This window comes from Arenibacter troitsensis (genome assembly GCF_900177645.1).
Taxonomy (GTDB): Bacteria; Bacteroidota; Bacteroidia; order Flavobacteriales; family Flavobacteriaceae; genus Arenibacter; species Arenibacter troitsensis.
Window position 1 is genome coordinate 325,333 of the sequence record NZ_FXAO01000006.1, and the last position, 20,426, is coordinate 345,758.

The 20,426-nt window shown below is 43.0% G+C and carries 15 protein-coding genes; 6 read left to right on the forward strand and 9 right to left on the reverse strand.

All coding sequences use genetic code 11. The features are described 5' to 3' along the window. The first annotated feature begins 11 nt into the window (after positions 1-11). The 6 genes from B9Y87_RS15315 to B9Y87_RS15340 all read left to right on the forward strand — a co-directional run bounded on the left by B9Y87_RS15315 (position 12) and on the right by B9Y87_RS15340 (position 8,521). Entirely contained in the window at positions 12-1,793 is a 1,782-nt protein-coding gene (locus tag B9Y87_RS15315; RefSeq protein ID WP_085499843.1) for an L-fucose isomerase, read from the forward strand. A 91-nt stretch (positions 1,794-1,884) separates the two neighbouring features. Beyond that, complete coding sequence (locus tag B9Y87_RS15320) at positions 1,885-3,072, forward strand: exo-alpha-sialidase (protein ID WP_085499844.1); 1,188 nt, start codon at positions 1,885-1,887, stop codon at positions 3,070-3,072. 74 nt (positions 3,073-3,146) lie between these two features. After that, positions 3,147-4,307: a sialidase family protein gene (locus B9Y87_RS15325; RefSeq protein WP_085499845.1), complete on the forward strand. Its 1,161-nt coding sequence runs from the start codon at positions 3,147-3,149 to the stop codon at positions 4,305-4,307. 64 nt (positions 4,308-4,371) lie between these two features. Beyond that, positions 4,372-5,592 (forward strand): exo-alpha-sialidase, encoded by a 1,221-nt coding sequence (locus tag B9Y87_RS15330; protein WP_085499846.1) that lies wholly within the window; start codon positions 4,372-4,374, stop codon positions 5,590-5,592. 225 nt (positions 5,593-5,817) lie between these two features. Then, on the forward strand, positions 5,818-7,302 hold the full coding sequence (locus tag B9Y87_RS15335; protein WP_139827250.1) for a sodium:solute symporter family protein: 1,485 nt from the start codon (positions 5,818-5,820) through the stop codon (positions 7,300-7,302). A gap of 205 nt (positions 7,303-7,507) precedes the next feature. After that, positions 7,508-8,521, forward strand: a complete 1,014-nt coding sequence (locus B9Y87_RS15340) for a LacI family DNA-binding transcriptional regulator (protein ID WP_085499848.1) — start codon at positions 7,508-7,510, stop codon at positions 8,519-8,521. Between the two features lie 56 nt (positions 8,522-8,577). Here the strand turns inward: B9Y87_RS15340 and B9Y87_RS15345 are convergent, their stop codons facing one another. The 9 genes from B9Y87_RS15345 to B9Y87_RS15385 form a co-directional block, all read right to left on the reverse strand. Further along, positions 8,578-9,735, reverse strand: coding sequence for an alpha-hydroxy acid oxidase (locus tag B9Y87_RS15345; protein WP_085499849.1), 1,158 nt, complete (start codon positions 9,733-9,735; stop codon positions 8,578-8,580). An 89-nt stretch (positions 9,736-9,824) separates the two neighbouring features. Beyond that, positions 9,825-11,087 (reverse strand): DUF6786 family protein, encoded by a 1,263-nt coding sequence (locus B9Y87_RS15350; RefSeq protein WP_217807526.1) that lies wholly within the window; start codon positions 11,085-11,087, stop codon positions 9,825-9,827. Positions 11,088-11,125: 38 nt separating this feature from the next. Beyond that, complete coding sequence (locus B9Y87_RS15355) at positions 11,126-11,455, reverse strand: L-rhamnose mutarotase (RefSeq protein ID WP_085499850.1); 330 nt, start codon at positions 11,453-11,455, stop codon at positions 11,126-11,128. A 56-nt stretch (positions 11,456-11,511) separates the two neighbouring features. Further along, positions 11,512-12,822, reverse strand: a complete 1,311-nt coding sequence (gene fucP / locus B9Y87_RS15360) for an L-fucose:H+ symporter permease (protein WP_085499851.1) — start codon at positions 12,820-12,822, stop codon at positions 11,512-11,514. Between the two features lie 66 nt (positions 12,823-12,888). Further along, positions 12,889-13,671 carry an L-fucose dehydrogenase gene (locus B9Y87_RS15365; RefSeq protein WP_085499852.1) on the reverse strand — a complete coding sequence of 261 codons (783 nt, stop codon included), beginning with the start codon at positions 13,669-13,671 and terminating at the stop codon, positions 12,889-12,891. A gap of 6 nt (positions 13,672-13,677) precedes the next feature. Further along, entirely contained in the window at positions 13,678-16,065 is a 2,388-nt protein-coding gene (locus B9Y87_RS22215) for an alpha-L-fucosidase (protein WP_085499853.1), read from the reverse strand. Positions 16,066-16,072: 7 nt separating this feature from the next. After that, positions 16,073-17,632 (reverse strand): sulfatase, encoded by a 1,560-nt coding sequence (locus B9Y87_RS15375; RefSeq protein WP_085499854.1) that lies wholly within the window; start codon positions 17,630-17,632, stop codon positions 16,073-16,075. 22 nt (positions 17,633-17,654) lie between these two features. Further along, entirely contained in the window at positions 17,655-18,995 is a 1,341-nt protein-coding gene (locus B9Y87_RS15380; protein ID WP_085499855.1) for an alpha-L-fucosidase, read from the reverse strand. A gap of 23 nt (positions 18,996-19,018) precedes the next feature. Continuing rightward, the gene (locus B9Y87_RS15385; protein ID WP_085499856.1) at positions 19,019-20,413 is read right to left on the reverse strand and encodes a sialate O-acetylesterase; all 1,395 of its coding nucleotides are present in this window, start codon (positions 20,411-20,413) and stop codon (positions 19,019-19,021) included. Between the last annotated feature and the right edge of the window lie 13 nt (positions 20,414-20,426).

The window sequence follows — 20,426 nt, forward strand, 5'->3', positions numbered from 1 at the left end:
AAATTTAAATAATGCAAAGCAAACACAACCATCTAGGAGCAATACCAAAAGTAGGGATAAGACCAGTAATCGACGCCCGCTTGGGCGGCATAAGGGAGTCGTTGGAACAGACCACCATGGACATGGCCCAACGGGTCGCCGATTTTCTTTCCAACAACCTCAGAAACTATAACGGCAGCAAGGTAGAATGTGTCATTGCGGATACCACCATTGGCAGGGTTCCCGAAGCACAAAAATGTGAGGAAAAATTTCTAAGGGAAGGTGTGGGACTTTCCATCACCGTTACTTCGTGCTGGTGTTACGGCACCGAAACCATAGATATGAACCCAACCCGACCTAAAGCTATTTGGGGATTCAACGGTACGGAAAGACCAGGGGCCGTATACTTAGCGGCCGCCTTGGCCGGACATGCCCAAAAAGGGGTGCCTGCCTTTAGTATTTACGGAAAAGAAGTGCAGGATAGCGATGACGAAAACATTCCAAAGGACGTTCAAAAGCTATTGTTGCAGTTCACCAAAGCCGGACTGGCAGTGGCCATGATGAACGGTAAGTCTTACTTATCCATAGGTTCTGTATCCATGGGGATAGCCGGATCTATCGTAAACGAAAATTTCTTCCAGGACTATCTGGGAATGCGGAACGAATATGTGGACATGAGCGAGGTAAACCGTAGGATGCAACTTGGAATATTTGATCCTGAAGAATTTAAAAGAGCCCTAAAATGGACTAAGGAGAACTGTAAGGAAGGTAAAAATTACAACGCCAAAGAGCTGCAGAAGTCAAGGGAACTCATGGATGAAGAATGGGAAACCGTGGTTAAAATGACCTTGATTTCCAGAGATTTAATGATCGGCAATCCAAAATTGGCCGAATTGGGCTTCGGAGAGGAAGCGCTAGGGCACGGCGCCATTGCCGCCGGATTCCAAGGGCAACGACAATGGAACGATTATATGCCCAATGGCGATTTTATGGAAGCCATCTTAAACTCTTCCTTCGATTGGAGCGGAATTCGACCACCATTTATGATGGCTACTGAAAATGACAGTTTAAACGGGATCTCCATGCTATTTGGTTATCTATTGACCAACCAGGCCCAAATGTTTTCAGACGTAAGGACCTATTGGAGTCCGGCTTCCGTAGAAAGGGTCACAGGACATGAATTGCAAGGCAAGGCATCGAACGGGATTATACACCTTATCAATTCTGGATCTTCCACCTTGGACGGTACCGGACAACAGGAAATAGACGGGAAACCCGCCATGAAACCTTTCTGGGAAATTTCAGAAGCGGAGGCTACGAAATGCTTGGAAGCAACAGACTGGCCACCAGCCATGTACGAGTATTTTGGGGGAGGCGGTTACTCCTCCCACTTTGTTACCAAAGGCGAAATGCCCGTTACCATGTGCAGGATCAATGTGGTAAAAGGCTTGGGACCTGTAATGCAAATAGTGGAAGGATGGACGGTAGACCTGCCTGACGAAGTACATAAAACATTGGACGAGAGGACCAACCCAACCTGGCCCACCACCTGGTTTGCCCCAAGATTGAACCAGGATCAAGCCTTTAAGGACGTTTACAGTGTTATGAACAATTGGGGGGCCAATCACGGCGCTTTCAGTTATGGCCATTTTGGGGACGAATTAATAACACTCTGTTCCATGCTAAGGATTCCGGTAAATATGCACAATGTTGAACCCGAACGAATTTTCAGGCCCAAGGACTGGGCATCCTTTGGAATGGACCAAGAAGCGGCCGATTACAGGGCTTGCCAGAATTACGGTCCACTTTATTAAGCAAGTAACAGTTTATTCGGACTGTAAGGAACCATCATATTTTATATATTGAAGGAAATTAAAACCAAGTCCTCACCCTGACACAAAATATATGACCAACAAAAGATGTCCTTTGATTATTGCGCTGCTATACTTTTTTTGTATCATGAACCTACATGCCCAGCTTGCACAAGGATCTGTAAAACATGTAAAAGTATACTATGAGCCGGGTATGTTTGGTGGCTGGCCGGCCAACCATGGCGTATGGAATTGGGGCGATGAGATTTTGGTAGGTTTTTCCAAGGGCAATTACATGGATTTGGGTCCTGATCGTCATAATTTCGACAAAGAAATGACGGAGCTTCATATGCTGGCCCGTAGTCTTGACGGGGGGGAAACATGGACGGTGGAAGACCCTGGAGCGGTAGATGGGGATCTAGTGGTTCCCGATAACGGCAGTTATCACGGTCTAATTAGAAAAGATGTTAAAGCCCCTGAACCCATTCCTGCCGAACAAATAGATTTTGCCAACCCCAATCTGGCCTATACGGTACGTATGACAGATCATCATGGTGCAGAATCACGCATTTGGTATTCCTATGATAGAGGAAAGGATTGGAAAGGCCCGTTTCGACTTCCCAATTTTGGAACATCTGGAATTGGAGCTAGGACCGATTATATCATTGACGGTAAAAAGGAGTGCATGCTCTTTCTTACCGCAGCCAAGGCCAACGGCAAAGAGGGCCGTGTTATATGTGTAAAAACAATTGATGGCGGCCAAAACTGGGACTTTGTTGCATGGATTGGCCTAGAACCAGAAGGATTTTCCATCATGCCGGCTTCCGTTAGAATATCCGATAATGAAATTTTGGTCACTACCCGCAGAAGGGAAGATTCACATAGATTTATAGACGCCTACCTTTCAAAGGACAATGGGGCTACTTGGAGCCCTTTGCCCAACCCAGTGGAAAGTTGCGGACAAGGAAATCCCCCCGCCATGCTTAAAATGAAAGACGGAAGAATATGCCTGATCTATGGATACAGGGCTTTGGAAGAGGACATAAAAAACAATCGGGACAAGAGTGAAATCAGGGCCAAAATTAGCAATGACAATGGACGTACATGGAGCAAGGATTATGTGTTACGTGACGACGGATCCGGAAAAGATCTTGGCTATCCAAGGGTAGTACAGCGTGCAGATGGTAAAATTGTAGCCCTCTATTATTTTATGGACAAGGATACCGGTCCAGAACGCTATATTGCGGCCACCATTTGGGATCCTCCAGCCTTAAACAATTAAAGTTCCCAATAATAAACTAAAGCCTAAGTTAAGTTCCCAAAATTGATCGATAAATCATTAAAACAAAAATTACCATGAGAAGCATTCATTATTTTCTAACCGCACTGACTTTTATCATTTTCGCCTGCAAGAGCAAAACGGAGAAAACTGCCACTACAGAAGAACTTAAGAGCGGCAACGACATCACCGGAAATTTCACTTTACCTCCCTTGTCCCAACCTGGCCAGGGTGCCTACCTAAGCGGGGAGCTTATCTACCCCTTGGACAATAAACCCACTCCGGAATGCCATGCCTCTACCATAGTAGAAACCCCGACTGGTCTTGTCAGCGCATTTTTTGCAGGTACCCATGAAAAAAATCCCGATGTTGGGATCCGAGTGTCCAGAATGGTGGATGGTAAATGGACCTGGCCGGTAGAGGTGGCCAATGGAATACAAAACGACACATTGCGCTACCCCTTGTGGAATCCAGTATTGTTTCAACCCAAGGAAGGACCTTTGTTATTATTTTATAAAGAGGGACCTGACCCTAGGACTTGGTGGGGCATGTTAATCTCCTCTTCCGATGGTGGAAAAACCTGGTCCAAACCGGAAAAAATGGGAACGGACGAAAAAATTGGGCACTTATTGGGCCCTGTAAAAAATAAGCCTATCCAATTGGAGGACGGAACTATCATTAGCCCTAGCAGTACAGAAATTATGCTAGAGGACGGAGATGTGGATTGGATGGTACATTTTGAAATAAGCAAAGACAATGGCAAGACCTGGGAGGTAGTTGGACCAATCAATGATGGGAAGGAATTTGATGCCATTCAGCCCAGTATCCTTACCTACCCCAATGGGAAAATGCAGGTTTTATGTAGAACAAGACAAAATGTAATTTCCCAAAGTTGGTCCGAGGATCAAGGCCAGACCTGGAGTAAAATGACGGCTACAGAGCTTCCCAATCCCAATTCGGGTACCGATGCCGTGACATTAAAAGATAACAGGCAGTTGCTTATTTACAATCACACCACAAAAGAGGGAGAAGAACCCAAGGGTAGAAATATGATCAATCTGGCCATATCCGATGACGGCATAAACTGGAAACCCGTTATGACCTTGGAAAATGTTCCGGCAGAATCAGGATACTCTTACCCTGCCATAATACAAACCTCGGATGGCTTGGTGCACATTACCTACACCTATGTAAGACAGTCCGTAAAACATGTGGTCATAGATCCTAGTCAACTGTAAATTGGTATAGGAAAATGGTAGATGGAATCGTCTGGAAACGCTTTTGATATCCAAAAAAATAAGTATGAGAAATTTGAAGAGTCCAATAAAATGGTATTCTACTGCTATATTTCTGTTATTTACAGTTACCCTCCTGTGCTTTAGTTGTAAAGAGGATAAAACCGAAGATTATCCCAATCCCGTTTCCAATCCACAATCCCAATTGATGCTACAGGGAGATTGGCTTCAAGATCCACATAAAATTGATTTTGTCAAACTCCCTAAAATTCCCTTGGAACACAAGGTGGTAAGCGATGTTACCCCAGACGGAGTTAACCAACACAATTACCTGGCGTACTATGACAATCGTTATTGGATTATGTGGAGCGATGGTCCAGGGGTTGAGGACAGGGTGGGACAAGTAGTAAAATTCGCCACCAGCAAGGATGGCCTAGAATGGGAAAAACCTAAATTCCTTACTCCATATCCCGAAGGATCTGGACCGGAATCTCCCCATTACAATACAAGAACAGATCAAGGACTCCGTTGGATTTCAAGAGGATTTTGGGAATACCAGGGCGATTTTTTGGCCTTGGCCTCCCTGGATGAGGCTAAGGGCTTTTTTGGTCCGTCCCTAAATCTCCATGCCTTTAAATGGAACAAAGATTCCGAATCATGGGAATACCATGGCATAGTTATGGAAAATGCGATCAATAATTTTCCGCCCAAAAAATTGCCTAACGGGGAGTGGTTTATGTCGCGCAGGTCCTTTGATTATGTTGAAAGGGGAGTTGATTTTATGGTTGGGGCAAAAGACCGTTTTGACCAATGGGAAGTATATCCTGTTTTTGGAACAAGTACGCACCTTGAGGCAGAAGAGCCCTATTGGTGGATTTTACCAGACCATAAAAACTTGATGGCACTATTTCGGGACAATCGCAAAAGTGGGTTTTTATATCGCTCTTTTTCAACGGACAATGGGCGAACCTGGAGTGCACCGGTACAAACCAACTTTCCGGACGCAAGGTCCAAATTTCACGGCCTTCGATTACAGGATGGCAGATATGTCCTGGTCTCCAATTCCAATTACAAAAAAAGGGACCCTTTAACCTTGGCCATTAGTGATGATGGCATGGTATTCACAAAAATGGGCTATTTGGTAGGTGGAAGGCACATAGACTACCCCCATGTATTGGAGCATAATGGATATCTATTGATTGCCTTTGCCGGGGATGCCAAACAGAAAATAGAAGTGGTTAAAGTAAAGATCTCGGATTTGGATAAAATTGGATTGAACAATAAATAATCTACATGACAAGCATCCCCCTCCAAATTAAATCCACTTTCTTTTGAAATGACGAAATATTTAATTATCATTGCTTAATCGTTAAAGCAAATTAACGCCTTGAAAATCAATTTCGTTTATTTACACCATTAAAGTAATTTAAGGATTTTACAATTAACCAACACTTAAGTAGCGCGAATATCCTACTTTTAGAGCATATACATATAACCTAAATAGCCAATACCAATGAACAGTTTAGATTTAATCGTATTCTTTATTTACATAGGTGGAATAGCCCTTTTCGGAGGCTCGTTTTTTAAAAAGAGTAGAACTTCCTCCTCCTACACCATGGGCAACAACGATATCCCAGGCTGGGTAGTTACCATGTCCATTTTTGCAACCTTTGTTAGTAGCATTAGTTACTTGGCACTGCCGGGAAATGCCTATCAATCCAATTGGAACGCCTTGGCCTTTAGCCTTTCCCTTCCCATTGCCTCCCTGATAGCCGTAAAATATTTTGTTCCCCTGTACAGAAAGATCAATAGTCCCTCTGCCTATACCTATATGGAGCAACGCTTTGGCGCCTGGGCCAGAATTTATGTTTCCCTATGTTATTTACTGACCCAGCTAATGCGGATCGGGACCATTTTATACCTCTTGGCCCTTACCTTAAACGCCATTGTAGGTTGGGATATGGTGACCATCATTATTTTTACCGGTTTGGTAGTATCCATTTACTCCATGTTGGGTGGAATAACTGCTGTTTTATGGACCGATGCCATACAGGGTATAATTCTAATTGTTGGCGCCGTGGTCTGTGTTGGGTTTATTCTCTTTAATATGCCAGAAGGTCCGGGACAAGTATTCGAAATAGCTGCAGAGAATGATAAATTTGGACTGGGAAGTTTCAGTCTTAGCCTCACAGAACCTACCTTCTGGGTGGTACTCGTCTACGGAATATTCATTAACCTTCAAAATTATGGTATAGACCAGAATTATGTTCAGCGCTATATGGCCTCGAAATCTGATAAGGAAGCCCGAAAATCTGCACTGATCGGTGGTTTGATCTATCTGCCTATATCCGCAGTATTTCTATTTATCGGTACCTCGCTTTTTGCCTACTACCATTCCGCCGCTACCTTACCCATAGAACTTCAGGATATTGACAAAGGAGATAGTGTATTCCCCCATTTTATAGTGAATGCCCTTCCTGCAGGGATTACAGGACTAATGATCGCCTCCATCTTTGCGGCAGGGATGAGTACCATATCAACAAGTTTTAATAGTTCCGCCACCGTTTTTCTTACGGATTATTACAATAAATATTTTAAAAAGACGGCATCGGACAAGGAAGGAATGCGCGTACTCTATATTTCATCGGCCATCATCAGTGTTATTGGAATCGTTATTGCCATAGCCATGATCAATGTAAAAAGTGCCTTGGATGCCTGGTGGAAACTCTCCTCCATTTTTAGTGGCGGCATGTTGGGACTGCTACTTTTGGGATTATTTTCCAAAACTAAAAACGTAAAAGGAGCCCTAATCGGGGTATTGGTGGGCATTTTGGTCATTGTATGGATGAGCTTATCCGGTACCCTTTTCGGAGAGGATTCCCTTGGCGCTTCCTTCCACACCTATTTGACCATTGTATTTGGAACTGCGGCCATATTCCTAGTGGGCTTCCTAATATCCATATTCAATAAAAAGACCGATGAAATCTATGAAAATTAATTAGGCAATAATTTTTTTGGATGGAAAGGGTACAGGAATGAAACTTTGCCTTTAATCAGAAAATAAAGGCCAGCGTTTCCAATTAGTATGAATTTCGTAATTTTGTTCTTTTGAAAATAGTTGCCCCCATACCTATAACCTACTTAATAACAATATATTACACACAAGATTGGCCCAAACTGGCCAATTTTAACCAAAGAGGCACATGAAACCTAAAACATCATTGAAGGATATCGCAAAAATTGTGGGTGTTTCCATACCCCTGGTTTCATATGTTTTGAGCAATAAAGGCAAGGAGAACAGGGTATCCGAAAAGACGGCAAAAAGAATAAGGGAGGTAGCCAAGGAATTGAATTATCATCCCAACTGGAATGCGAGAAGCCTTAAGACCAATAAAACACGTTCTATAGGAGTTATTGTGGCCGATATTTCCAACCCCTTCTTCTCCAATTTAGCCAGGACCATAGAGGATGAAGCTTTTTCCCAGGACTATACGGTGATATTTGGATCTTCGGATGAAAAGGTGGAAAAATTCAACAAGGTTTTGGATTTCCTTAAAATGAGACAAGTAGATGGTTTTATCATTGCCGCTCCTGAAGGTTCACGAGAAATCATTGCCGATCTGGCCAAAGCAGGAATTCCCTTTGTACTGATAGATAGATACTTCAATGACCTTACCACCAATTACGTTACCGTAGACAATTTTAAGGCCTCTATGCAGGCCACCAACTATTTGCTGGGAAAGGGAAACAAAAAAATTGGGGCCGTACTTTACAATTCAAAGTTGCACCACTACAAAGAAAGACATCAGGGCTACGTAGAAGCCCTTAAAAAGGCCGGACTGACCGTTGATGCCGAATTGATAAAAAGAATTAATCACGGCTCCCTAAAAGCAGATATGAAAAGGGTGGTAAAGGAATTGGTGCAGGATGCCGAAGTGGATGCTATTTATTTTCACACCAACACCTTGGCCGAGGAAGGTTTGACCCAAATGTTAGGCTTGGACAGGAAGATACTTAAAAAGGTAGATGTGGTCGTATTCGACCAAAATTCGTCATATAATTTCTTGGAAGACCCTATCCCCTATCTCCATCAGCCAATAAAGGAAATAGGACAAAAAGCATTGCGTATACTTATAGAACAGATTCAGCAACCTGCCCAAGAGCTGCAACAGATATCTTATGAGACCAGCCTAGAAAGCAGTTCATTGGAACCCTAAAAGCCATTAGGGCCCCACGCCTACTATACCATAATATTTCCCAAGGAGAAAAATTCCTAAATCAGGTGATTTGGAAAATCCTTTACCTCCTCGCAGCAAATCTGCTCCATTACCTGTTGTAATTCAGTTTTTAAAAGAGAAATGGTATGGTCTCCACCTTTGGCACCCAATGCCGCCACCCCGTACATAAAGGAGCGTCCCATAAAAGTAAATTCTGCACCACTGGCCATAGTTCTGGCAATATCCGGACCACCCCTTAGGCCACTATCCATCATCACCTTTATTTGGTCCCCATATTTTGCAGCTATTCTGGTTAAAGGCTTTATGGTAGACTCGCCAGCGTCTAATTGCCTTCCCCCGTGGTTGGAAACTATAATACCATCCAATCCGAGTTTAATGGCACTTTCAGCATCGGCCTCATTCGCCACTCCCTTGATCACCAATTTGCCCTTCCACATATCCCTTATCGGTTTTATCTTCTCTTCATTTAATCTTCCGGAAAAGGTTTTGTCCATGAATTTACCCAATTGCGCCAAATCCAAGCCTTTGGGCATATAAGGTTTAAGGGTTTCAAAGTTGGGCTGACCGTGTATTAGGGTCTGCATGGCCCAATTTGGCTTGCCCAATATCTGAAGTATATTCTTAACCGACATTTTTGGGGGCATGGCCAATCCGTTGCGAACATCCCTAGGACGGAAACCGAAGGTAGGCACATCGCACAAAATAACCAGCACCGGACATTCCGCGGCTTCGGCCCTTTTAATAATATCGTCCCTCACGGCATCTTCGGTAGGATGATAAAGCTGAAACCAAGCCTTTCCCTCGGTAATTTCACTTATGCGTTCTATACTACTGGTAGTAACCGTACTTAAAATAAACGGAATATTATGTTCAAAGGCAGATTTAGCCAATATTTCAGGGGCATTGGGCCACATTAATCCTTGGAGTCCCACAGGTGCAATTCCAAAAGGGGCATCATATACATGTCCGAACAATTCGGTCTTCATACTAGACCCGGTATGCTTACTAAGGTAATAGGGCAATAACTCAATGTCCCTAATTTCAGCTGTATTCTTATGTAGGTTTACATCTTCATTACAGCCTCCATCCAAGTACTCAAAAGCAAACTTGGGAATCCTTTTTTGGGCTTTCTTTCTTAAATCTACAACGGATGGATATTTGCTGTTGATCTTTATTTCTTTTTTTTTCTCCATGGCATTTTAATCTGCAATTGTTCTTGATATTTATCTTTAATTTTCCCTCCCATCTATAAAAAGCAATATAAAGGAAGGAGATATTTTATTTAAATTTCCCCAGATAACTCTTTTATGGACACCCCCAATATTCCTTTAGCTAGCTCGTCCAAATCGTCCTCGTCACCTACAAAATGAAAAGTCTGGTGGATATGGCTACTGCTTTCATTGGCTTTTAGGTCCATTGCAGGGGATGAACTTTCCAATTCATAGAATGGCCCTAAATCCCCACTGTCGTTATATGCGTTTACGGCATCCCCCGAATACGGAAACTCCTGTAACTCCCATAAAGAATTAACATAATCGGCAGCACCCTCACGTAGACTAAATTTCGCAATGGTAAGTACTTTGTTCTTGGCATCGTAGCTTCCCAAGACAGGCAGCGCCCTCTGGGGGGAAATTCCAATCTTACCACGTTCTTTACCGTCTGCCTTGAAGAAGAGAACGCTATCCCCGACCTGTAATCTCTCTTTTGGAATCTTCCCAAAATAATCGTCCGTAACCTTCTTGCCCAAAACGACCTCATCCCCATTTTTAAAAGGTACAATTATGGTGGCTTGGTCCGATGAGTTGAACATGCTCAATATCCAAATAGACATTAAGCCTGTTTTTTTATCCCAATCTTCCGGTCCTATATTGGTCAAGTTGTTTTCCGAAGCAAAGCCGACCATTTTTAGAGTTTCTGGAATACTAAGTCCAAGAATTGCAGCGGCATCTTCCTTATCCAAAAGACTAATATTCCTTTGCACGCGTAAATCGAAGGTAGTTCCGGTATAATTCACCAATTTCATGTCCCTTTCAAAATACGCCTTATCTTCAGTTCTCCTCACCAAATTAAAGGCCTCTGTATCCAATTCCTTGGGTACGTACCAGTTGTCCAACTCAAAGTTGGAATCCTTTTCAAAGAAAAGGGAGTACTGTCCACCTTCGGGTCCCAACCAGAAACGCTCTTCACCTCCTGTGGGATTGAAATGTTCTTTTATTTCTCCGGATTTAATGAGTTCATGGTTGATCCATCCAAAGCTATGACCCTCGTCGCCAGAGGCCGTACTGGTCATAACACGGCCCTGAAGTTCCGGGGAAATCAAGATGCTCGACTCCCCATTATCCAGAACTACCAAGTTCTTATAGTGCTTGGACAAAAATTCCCTGTCATATCCAAATGACCCTATGGAAAATGCCACCTCATCATTCGCCAAGGTATTTGCACTTTGTTCACTTTTAGTTTTACAACTCAAAGCACATAGGAGAGCACATAGCACTATTGATCTTAGGGTAGTTCCGGATCTAAAAAAATTTACTATCCTTCTCATGCTCCTATCATTTAGTTTTTGCCTTTTGTTTTTGGTTTTTACAATTGAAAAACCTTTTCCATCAGCATCCATTTTTCCCCAGGTTTTGCAAATGGTAGTGCCTGTTGATATTTCCACATCAATTCCTCCCACTTTTCGTTTTCTGGATACTTGGCATCAACCTTCGCCTTTTTTTCAAAGGAAAAACTGTCGTCCGCATCAATGATCATAAACATACGGTTCCTCACCCTATAGATTTCCATATCCTGTATTCCCGACTCCCTTAGGCTTTGAAGGATCTCTGGCCATACTTCCTTATGGTAATCGTCATAGGCCTTTATTAACTCTGGATCATCCTTAAGATCCAATGCCAAACAATATCTTTTCATTACTTTACATTTTTTAGTTTATTATTAAAAACCACTTAAGGGACCAATCCCATTCCTTAAGCCTGCAGTTCATATTTTTTATATACACGCAATCCGTACCATGCTATATAGACAAAACAAAGTGCCGGTAGGATGAAGGAAAAATTCACTTCGGTAGCACCCATAATTTGTATGTCGTTCACGGCATTGCCTCCGGCATCAATGATCATTCCCTGAAGCTTAGGCATTAGGGCCCCGCCTACAATTGCCATTACAAGTCCGGCAGCACCAATCTTAGATTCCTCCTCATTAAGTCCGTTCAAAGCAATTCCGTAAATGGTTGGGAACATAAGGGACATAAAAAAGGTAATCCCTACCAAGCAGTATAAGCCTATTATACCTTCAATGTAAATAGTTCCAATACAGCATAGCGTTGCAAAAATGGCAAAGTACATCAATAGTTTACCTGGGCTCATAAATCTTAGCATATAGGTACCAATGGCCCTACCCACCAAGAACAGGATGAAGGCCGCAAACTGGTAATTGGCGGCATCCTCACTGGAAATCCCTATGGCCTCGGCATATTGATAAATATAGGTCCAGCACATAATCTGGGCACCGACGTAAAATATTTGGGCTATTACACCAAGCACGTATTTACGGTTCTTAAACAAACCACTAAAGGTATCCCCCAAACTTGGTATACCCCCTTCATCCTTGGCCTGCGGCATTTTACTAATAATGATCAGTACAAAAACTGCCAAAATTACCAATCCCAAAATAACATAGGGGTCTCGAATAACCATTAGGTCCGTTGTCCTGATCAAGGCCTTCTGCGCCTCCTCCAAGGAAGAATAATCCGCAATATCATCCGACTGTAATTTTTTAAGAACAAATTGCTGTGCCACCAATAGTCCCAACAGCAATCCCACTGGATTAAAGGCCTGGGCCAAATTTAAACGCTGCGTAGCCGTTTCTGGTGCGCCCATGGCCAAAATATAGGGATTGGCAGTGGTTTCCAAAAATGCCAACCCAAAGGTAAGCACGTAGAGTCCCAAGCAGAAGAACCAAAATTGTTCCGTTATGGCCGCGGGATAAAACAATAGAGCCCCTCCTGCATACAAGGCCAATCCTATTAAAACCCCCACTTTATAGGAGTATTTACGCACAAAAAGTGCAGCGGGCAACGCCATACAAAAGTAACCGCCATAAAACGCCATTTGTACCCAGGCAGCCTGGGAATTGGACAGTTCCAATACTTTTTTAAATGCCTGTACCATAGGATCGGTAACAGCATTGGCAAAACCCCAAAGCGCAAATAGGGTAGTAATTAAAATAAAGGGAATTAGTACCTTCTTAGATACTACAGGTGGTCTTTGGTCTTTCATTGAATTGTTGATTATTGTTAATTGATTATTCTCTGGTCTAGATTGTTATTTAATTTAAAAAAGTGTTTAAGAAATAGACCTGTCCAAATGGGTATATCCGCCATCTACAAAGAGTAATTGCCCAGTGGTGTGACTAGATCTGTTGGAAAGTAAAAAGGCCACAGTACTGGCAATTTCCTCAGCGGTAGTCATTCTTTGTCCCAACGGGATTTTATCGGTTATAGCCTTTAATTTTTCTTCCGGGTTATCAAAAGTCTTGATCCATCTGTCGTATAAGGGGGTATAACATTCGGCCACAATAACCGCATTGACCCTAATATTATATGGCAGCAATTCCACAGCCCATTCCCTGGTTATGGCATTACGCCCCCCATTGGCCGCGGCATAGCCCGATGTCCCCCCCTGCCCGGTTACCGAGGTCTTGGAGCCTATATTCACAATGGCTCCCTGGGTTTTCTTTAGTTCGGGCAAAGCATAATGCGCCATTAGATAATAATGGGTAAGGTTTCGATTTATAGACCTTAGAAAATCCTCATAATTCCCATTCTCCAGGCCAACACCATCATTGATTCCTGCATTATTTACCACCCCATCGATCTTCCCATATTTTTCAACGGTGCTTTCAACGGCAAGTCTACATTGTTCCGGATCTGTAAGTTCTGCCATGGCAAAAGAGGCTTTTCCGCCACTTCTTTCGATATCCGCAACCACCTCCAACATACTTTTTCTATCCCTTCCAATGATGACCGGAATAGCGCCTTCAGCTGCCAATAATACACTTATTCCATGACCGATTCCTTTGGAACCTCCTGTAACCAAAATTACTTTATCCTTGAGCTGTAAATCCATTTTTCTTTATTTAACGTCCTTTTCTGCAACGAAATAGGCACTAAAATCCTTGATCTGTGCTAAACCGTCCGAATCTATAATTTTTATTCGTAATCTACTTAATTTTATAGTGTCAAATTTCTCAATTCTTTTATTTCCAATGCTCTCCCCATTGGCCAGGGTAATCCAGCGACCTCCCGAATAAGCTTCCATTTGATATTTTCTAATTCTTTCTCCTTTTGTTATATCCTCCTGAAGTATTACATGGTTTACTTCCATAGGTTCCTTCAATCTTAATTCCAATCCATTTCCCAGTCCATGGGTACTGGCCAAAGGATTGGAAAATCTTCTATTCATCTCCTCTCCCCATTCCTTTAGGCGCTGCACATCCGGTTCTGGAAGTAATCCGTGCGGGTCTGGGGTTAGGCCTATTATCAAAGTGGCGTTTCTTCCAACCGATTTATAGTACATATCCATTAAATTATCCAAGGGAAATATATGGTCCTCATCCCCAGGCTCCCAAAACCATTCGTGTCGGCCGTTAAATCCCCTTAATGGGGCATCGGCCATGGCAGGCACCCAATACTTGCCCTTGGCATCCCCTTCTTTCAGCAATTGAAAACTGTTTTCCGCTATATTCTTCATGGCACTTTCTCCCGCTCCTGTAGCCCTGTATGGAAAGGTTGACCAATTGGGATACCCAACTGTTCCCGATTCTGATCCTCCCCATCGGGCTTCTGCCAATTGCCCGTTGTGATAGAACAAACAATTTGGTTGGTACTGCCTTACAATGGGCAAAACGTCCGGAGCACCATTTTTTGGATGATCGGCTCCACCATCGAACCAAATTTCGAACAACTCCCCATAATTGGTACAAATTTCCTTTACCATTCCCTCTACCATCCTGTTATACCATTTCTGTCGATTCTCTTTAAAATCGCCCTCTCCATTAACTTTAAAGTCGTGCACACCCAAAAACGAATTCCATCTAATCCCAAGATAAATACCCGGTTTTATTCCATACTTTCGGCACGAGGCTACAAAATCTGCCACCACATCCCCTTTACCATCTTTCCAATTTAAAGCTTTAACACTGTATGGGTTTACTTTGGATTGAAACAATGCGAAGCCAGTCTCATGGGTAGCCGTTAGAATGGCAAATTTGGCACCGGCATCCTTAGCCGCCTTCACCCATTGATCGGTATCCAATTTTTCTGGATTAAAAATTTGATAGTCTTCTACCGGATCGATCCTATTGTTTCCCTGTCCATATTTTACCCCATCAAACACATGCAGGTCATAATGAAACACCACGCCGAGCTCTGCCTCCTGCCAGGCCAATTGCCGCTTGTTGGGGACCGGGAGTTCATTCTCAATAATGGGTATGAAAACGGCATAGGATTCCTCCCCTTTCTTTACCGCTACTGACAATACTTTAGGTTGGCCATTCTCATGATAAACAAACGGACGTTCCATTCTATCCGGACCGATGACCGTACCATCTTCCAATAAAATTTCCTTATTCTTAAGAACAAACTCATTGGCCTTTTCCCAGTCGGTTCCATTCACCGAAGTCACCAAACCAATATAATTATGGGCATGGAAAACGCCATAGAACCTATCTCGATTTTCATCGTACCAAATAGACATATCTTCGGTGTCCATATAATCTATTACCGGTTTCTCCTGAATCTCAAAAGGGCCATCGGGATGTTCCGAAATCCCTACCGCCTGGTTCCTGATAAATCTTTTTTCGTTGGGCTTATCCCCTTTTATAATCAAATAATACTTGCCATCCTTGCCCTTGTCAATAGCGGGATTAACAGTAAGTGTGGCAATGGGTCCTGAGGGTTCCACCAAGGGTTTATCCATTCTCGTCCAAGGTCCGTTCAAGGAATTCGACACCGCCACCCCCGTACGCTGATTGGGACGCAATATCCTCCAATTGGGATGGGCATAACCTGTTTTGGCGGTTTCTACCAATTCGCCATCGGTATAATCCTTGCCACCCATATTGGTCCCTATATAGTACAAATAATATTTACCTTCAAAATATTTGATTTTCGGGTTGTGCGCTGTTATCGCATCCCAGTTGCCCTGCCCACTACCCCGGAGCACTGTTTCCTTGTATTTCCATGGTCCGGACGGACTTTTACTGGTGGCATGGGCAATCTCCGAATGGGTAAGCCAACCATGAAACCCGTATTGTTTTTTCCAGCGGGAATAAAATAAATGGTATTTGCCCTCCCTTTCCTTGATTATGGAACTTCCCCAATTAAAGTACCCGTCCGTTTTAAAAATGTTATCACCGGACACTCTTCCAAAATTATCGAATAAGTATAAGTCGTCTTCCCCATTTTGGGAAAATGCAGAAACAAAACAAAAGCAACAAAGTAAAAACAATCTTAACTTCATATTCTTTTTAGCTTTTGTAAATATTTAATATCTCATCCGGATAGGCAATCTGTTCCCCTGTATCTTTTCTGGAAGGTATCTGGGCCTCCACGTTCCTTAAGTAATCCGATAATATCTTGGCTAACTCCCTTGCTTTTTCTGGCTGCTCTTTTACCAAATTCCTGGTTTCCCCAATATCCTCCTTGATATTGAACAACTCCATGCTACTATCCTTGTAGTAGTAAATAAATTTCCAGTCGCCCACCCTGGTACTGCTGGAAGCTCCGATTCCCGGTCCGGATGGCCCCCATTCATTGGGATAGTGCCAAAATAATGGTCTAGTAACACCACTAGACTTGCCGGAAAGCGTTGGCAGAAAACTAACACCGTCTACCTTTTGTACCGTTTCATAGTTCTTAATGCCTGCCATTTCCAAAATGGTGGGGTAAAAATCTTCTATTATCACTTGTTGGTCTACCACCGAATTAGGTTTAATTTTCCCTGGCCACTTTACCAACATTGGCTCGCGGATACCCCCTTCATGAGCTGAACCTTTTCCACTGCTCAAAGGTTTGTTATGGGTGTGTTTTTCCCCTCCCCTGGCCACAGCACTAAGGCCACCGTTATCCGACATAAAAAGGATAATAGTATTGTCCGAAATCTTTTTATTATCCAGATAATCCATTATATCGCCCAAACTCTTGTCCATTCCCTCTACCAAAGCAGCGTATTTGGCCTCTGTGGAATCCAGACCTTTGTCATAATATTTCTGAACAAATCTGCTATCTGCCATTATGGGGGTATGCACCGCATAATGTGCCATATACAAAAAGAAAGGTTTGCTTTTTTCCAAGGCGGAATCCATGGCCAGTTTGGCCTCCTGTGTTATGGCCTCCGTTAAAAATATATCCTTGCCATAATATTTATCCAATCCGGGAACAGCCCATACTTTCCTTCCTTCCTTTCCATTTCCAAAATTCTCGGTTCCCAAATAACTCCCGGGAGCCCCTGCTGCGTGTCCGGCTATATTTATTTCAAAACCAAGTTTCAAAGGATCTTCCCCTGGGGTACCAATAGCCCCCAAATGCGCCTTTCCGGAATGTATGGTAACATAGCCTGCCTCCTTCAAAACCTGAGGCAAGGGAGTAGCATGTACTGCTTTTTCCACCCCTTCAACCGGACTTAACCCATTTACGTTCCATTCTGGAAATTTTAGGGTTTTGTGGTTGGTTTCCATGGGCTGTAGTTTGTCCTTGTACAATGTCCAGTTAGTAACCCTGTGTCTGGCCGCATTCATACCGGTCATTAGACTTACCCTGGTCGGCGAACATACCGCAGTGGAGTAGGCCTGGGTAAATTTCATACCCTCTTTTGCCAAGCGTTCCATATTTGGGGTTTGGTAAAGCTCATTATACTGCGTCCTTTCACTCCAAAATGGAACCGAAGTGTCCTGCCAGCCCATATCATCCACGAAAAAAAGTACCAAATTGGGGGTGGTGGGTACATCAATATCTTTAGGCACTACCTTGTCCTTACAGCCAAAACTTAGAAGACCTACTATGAAACACCCCAATACATAACCTTTCATCTGTGTACTTTTTTACAATAACTTAATTACTCTCTATTACCGCACCATCCTCGCGATATAGATCTACCTTACCATCCAACATAACGGCAAGCACGGTCATATTTTCATCCAGAACATGTTCCGGCAACTTTATATAATTGATTCCCGGATAATGGCTCCAATAAACCTTGCCAATAACCTGATGAGACAGCTTGGTCCCCTCTCCCACAACATAAATGCGGTTGATCCTATTTTTTAGTCCGCGTATCACTACCTCTCCATTTGAATTGCCTTTTACGAACAAATAAAGGATGTTCCCGTCTTTGGATAAAGTAGTAGGTCCGTAAAAATGTTCTTTAGGAATCCCGGATCGGGTTCCATAGATTGCCTCTTTGTGCTTATTGGTCCATCGTCCCAAACCTTCCAAGATGGCCACCTGCTCCTCTGGAATACTCCCATCTCCTTTGGGACCTATATCCAATAGCATGTTGCCCCCATTTCCAATAACATCAGCGAAAATCCCGATAATTTGATCGGTAGTTTTATAATTGTGGTCGTTTTTTTGAAAACCCCAGGAATCGTTCATAGTAAGGCACAATTCCCAAAATTTGTTCTTTGGCCTGGTAATGGGCATACCTTGTTCCGGAGTGGCGTAATCGCCTTGTTCCCTAAGTCTGGAATTTAAAATGGTATTGGGATTTTTATCGAAAAGCATTTGTCTTACTTTGGGCACTTCCCATTCTTCTGAATTGTGTTCCCAATCCCCATCAAACCAATACAGGTCCGGGTCGTAATTATCGGACAATTCCTTTAACTGACCTTGATAATAGTTTAGGAACTTGTTCCATCGTTTGGGTTCTTCGGAAATTTTGTATCTAACGGAATCTCTTGTAAAGTGGGTATAATCTTGGTAGGACCAATCGGGCAAGGAATAGTAAATGCCCACTTTTAAATTATTTTTGCGCAGCTCGGAGACAAAGGGCGTTAAAACATCCTTCTTTGCCGCAGAACCCTTAACGGCGTTAAAATCCCCAAATTTAGTGTCCCACAGGGCAAAACCTTCGTGGTGTTTGGCAGTGATTACCGAATATTTGGCGCCACTGCGCTTTATCAGATCGGCCCATGCTTGTGGGTCATATTTTTTGGCGGTGAACCCCTTGGTCTGCTTTAGATAATTTTCATGGGAAATATAACCATTGTAGAACGACCAGGATTCATCGATCCCATTTACGGAATACAAGCCCCAATGGATAAAAATACCCAATTTGGCATCTTTGAACCATTGCATCTTTTGCTCATTCTGCAGCACGGTGTCCTGTGCTTGCTCCTGCGCGAAATTTGTCCCGATCGTCATAATAAATAAAGTGGCAATAAGTCTCTTCATGTATAAAAATTATGTAATTTAAATTATTTCAATTCCCAATTATCCGTTCTAAAAGCGGAGGCAGGCAAGCCTGCTGAATTAAAAAGATTGGGCAATGCCCCATTGGTAAAAGCAAACCGAACCGCTGTTGGCTTTTTAACCTTAGAGGAAGACACTTCTACCGTATTACCCCTAATTTTAGCCTTGGCGGGATAAAACACCCCATCTTCCCCAGCAATAAAAAACTCTCGCAAATCCTTGCCCTTTTGTATTAAACCCTTTTCGGCATAATCAAAACTGAGGACAATTTTTTTATTTTTAATTTCCTTGGACCTATACACCGGTCCCGAATATTCCAACCCTTCCTTCCCATAGGTTTTACCTAAGGCCCAAAGTGCCAAACGGTACCCTACATCTTGCTTGTTAATAGGGTGGATATTCTCTAAATTTCCAATATCATTGGTGACCACCATGCCCGTGTTGTCCAAATTTTGCATGGTATATAATTGTGCGTCCCTTACATGTGCCGCATCCGTATCCATTGGGTCGTCATATTTATAGGGGGCTATCTGTACAAAATAAAATGGCAGATTCTTACCCCATTCCTCCCTCCAGGATTTTATCATTAAAGGAAACGATTTATAATAGGAAACCGGGTTTACCCTGTTGGACTCCCCTTGGTACCAAATACAACCTGCGATATTGAATTTAGTAATGGGGTGTATCATGGCATTATAGGCCAAGCCGGGATTACTGGGCCACCAGGCCACCTTGTTCAATTTTTTGGCTGCTTCCGACAATTGAGCATCTTGGCTTATTAATTCCTTTTTTAACCAAACCTCCACTGGCGTACCGCCCCAACTAGAGTTGATGAGGCCTACCGGAACTGATAAATTCTTATACAGCTCCCTTCCAAAGAAATAAGCTACGGAACTAAACTTCTCCATAGTTTCAGGGGTACAAACCTCCCATTTTCCGTTCAATTGATCTTGGGGATTGTCCGATATTTGTTGCGCTACCTGAAAGAAACGTATCTCAGGATAATTGGCATTTTTTATTTCCTCCTCAACATTCTCCAACCCATTTTTAGGGGTCCATTGCATATTGCTTTGTCCCGACCCCAACCAAACCTCACCTATCAATACATTCTTCAATTCCAATTTTTCATGGCCTTCCACCATTACACTGTACGTACCTCCAGCTTTGGGCGTCGGCAATTGCAAAGACCATACCCCTTGGAAGGCCTTGGTGGTAACCTTCTCATTATTCCAAGTGCCATACACCGTTATCTCTTCACTGGTAGCCGTGGTCCATCCCCAAATAGTAACGTTCGCCTGTTGTTGCAGTACCATATTATCCGAAAGAATGGAAGGAAGCCAAATTTCCCCATAAGTATTGGAGGCAACAAGTAAGAGCAGTAATCCTAGTAGTTTTTTCATATTTCAGTTCTTA

Excerpts from the sequence above, each read along its gene's own strand:
- B9Y87_RS15315 (WP_085499843.1), top strand. The coding sequence starts at position 12 with ATGCAAAGCAAACACAACCATCTAGGAGCAATACCAAAAGTAGGGATA.
- B9Y87_RS15320 (WP_085499844.1), top strand. The coding sequence starts at position 1,885 with ATGACCAACAAAAGATGTCCTTTGATTATTGCGCTGCTATACTTTTTT.
- B9Y87_RS15325 (WP_085499845.1), top strand. The coding sequence starts at position 3,147 with ATGAGAAGCATTCATTATTTTCTAACCGCACTGACTTTTATCATTTTC.
- B9Y87_RS15330 (WP_085499846.1), top strand. The coding sequence starts at position 4,372 with ATGAGAAATTTGAAGAGTCCAATAAAATGGTATTCTACTGCTATATTT.
- B9Y87_RS15335 (WP_139827250.1), top strand. The coding sequence starts at position 5,818 with ATGAACAGTTTAGATTTAATCGTATTCTTTATTTACATAGGTGGAATA.
- B9Y87_RS15340 (WP_085499848.1), top strand. The coding sequence starts at position 7,508 with ATGAAACCTAAAACATCATTGAAGGATATCGCAAAAATTGTGGGTGTT.
- B9Y87_RS15345 (WP_085499849.1), bottom strand. The coding sequence starts at position 9,735 with ATGGAGAAAAAAAAAGAAATAAAGATCAACAGCAAATATCCATCCGTT.
- B9Y87_RS15350 (WP_217807526.1), bottom strand. The coding sequence starts at position 11,087 with ATGAGAAGGATAGTAAATTTTTTTAGATCCGGAACTACCCTAAGATCA.
- B9Y87_RS15355 (WP_085499850.1), bottom strand. The coding sequence starts at position 11,455 with ATGAAAAGATATTGTTTGGCATTGGATCTTAAGGATGATCCAGAGTTA.
- fucP (WP_085499851.1), bottom strand. The coding sequence starts at position 12,822 with ATGAAAGACCAAAGACCACCTGTAGTATCTAAGAAGGTACTAATTCCC.
- B9Y87_RS15365 (WP_085499852.1), bottom strand. The coding sequence starts at position 13,671 with ATGGATTTACAGCTCAAGGATAAAGTAATTTTGGTTACAGGAGGTTCC.
- B9Y87_RS22215 (WP_085499853.1), bottom strand. The coding sequence starts at position 16,065 with ATGAAGTTAAGATTGTTTTTACTTTGTTGCTTTTGTTTTGTTTCTGCA.
- B9Y87_RS15375 (WP_085499854.1), bottom strand. The coding sequence starts at position 17,632 with ATGAAAGGTTATGTATTGGGGTGTTTCATAGTAGGTCTTCTAAGTTTT.
- B9Y87_RS15380 (WP_085499855.1), bottom strand. The coding sequence starts at position 18,995 with ATGAAGAGACTTATTGCCACTTTATTTATTATGACGATCGGGACAAAT.
- B9Y87_RS15385 (WP_085499856.1), bottom strand. The coding sequence starts at position 20,413 with ATGAAAAAACTACTAGGATTACTGCTCTTACTTGTTGCCTCCAATACT.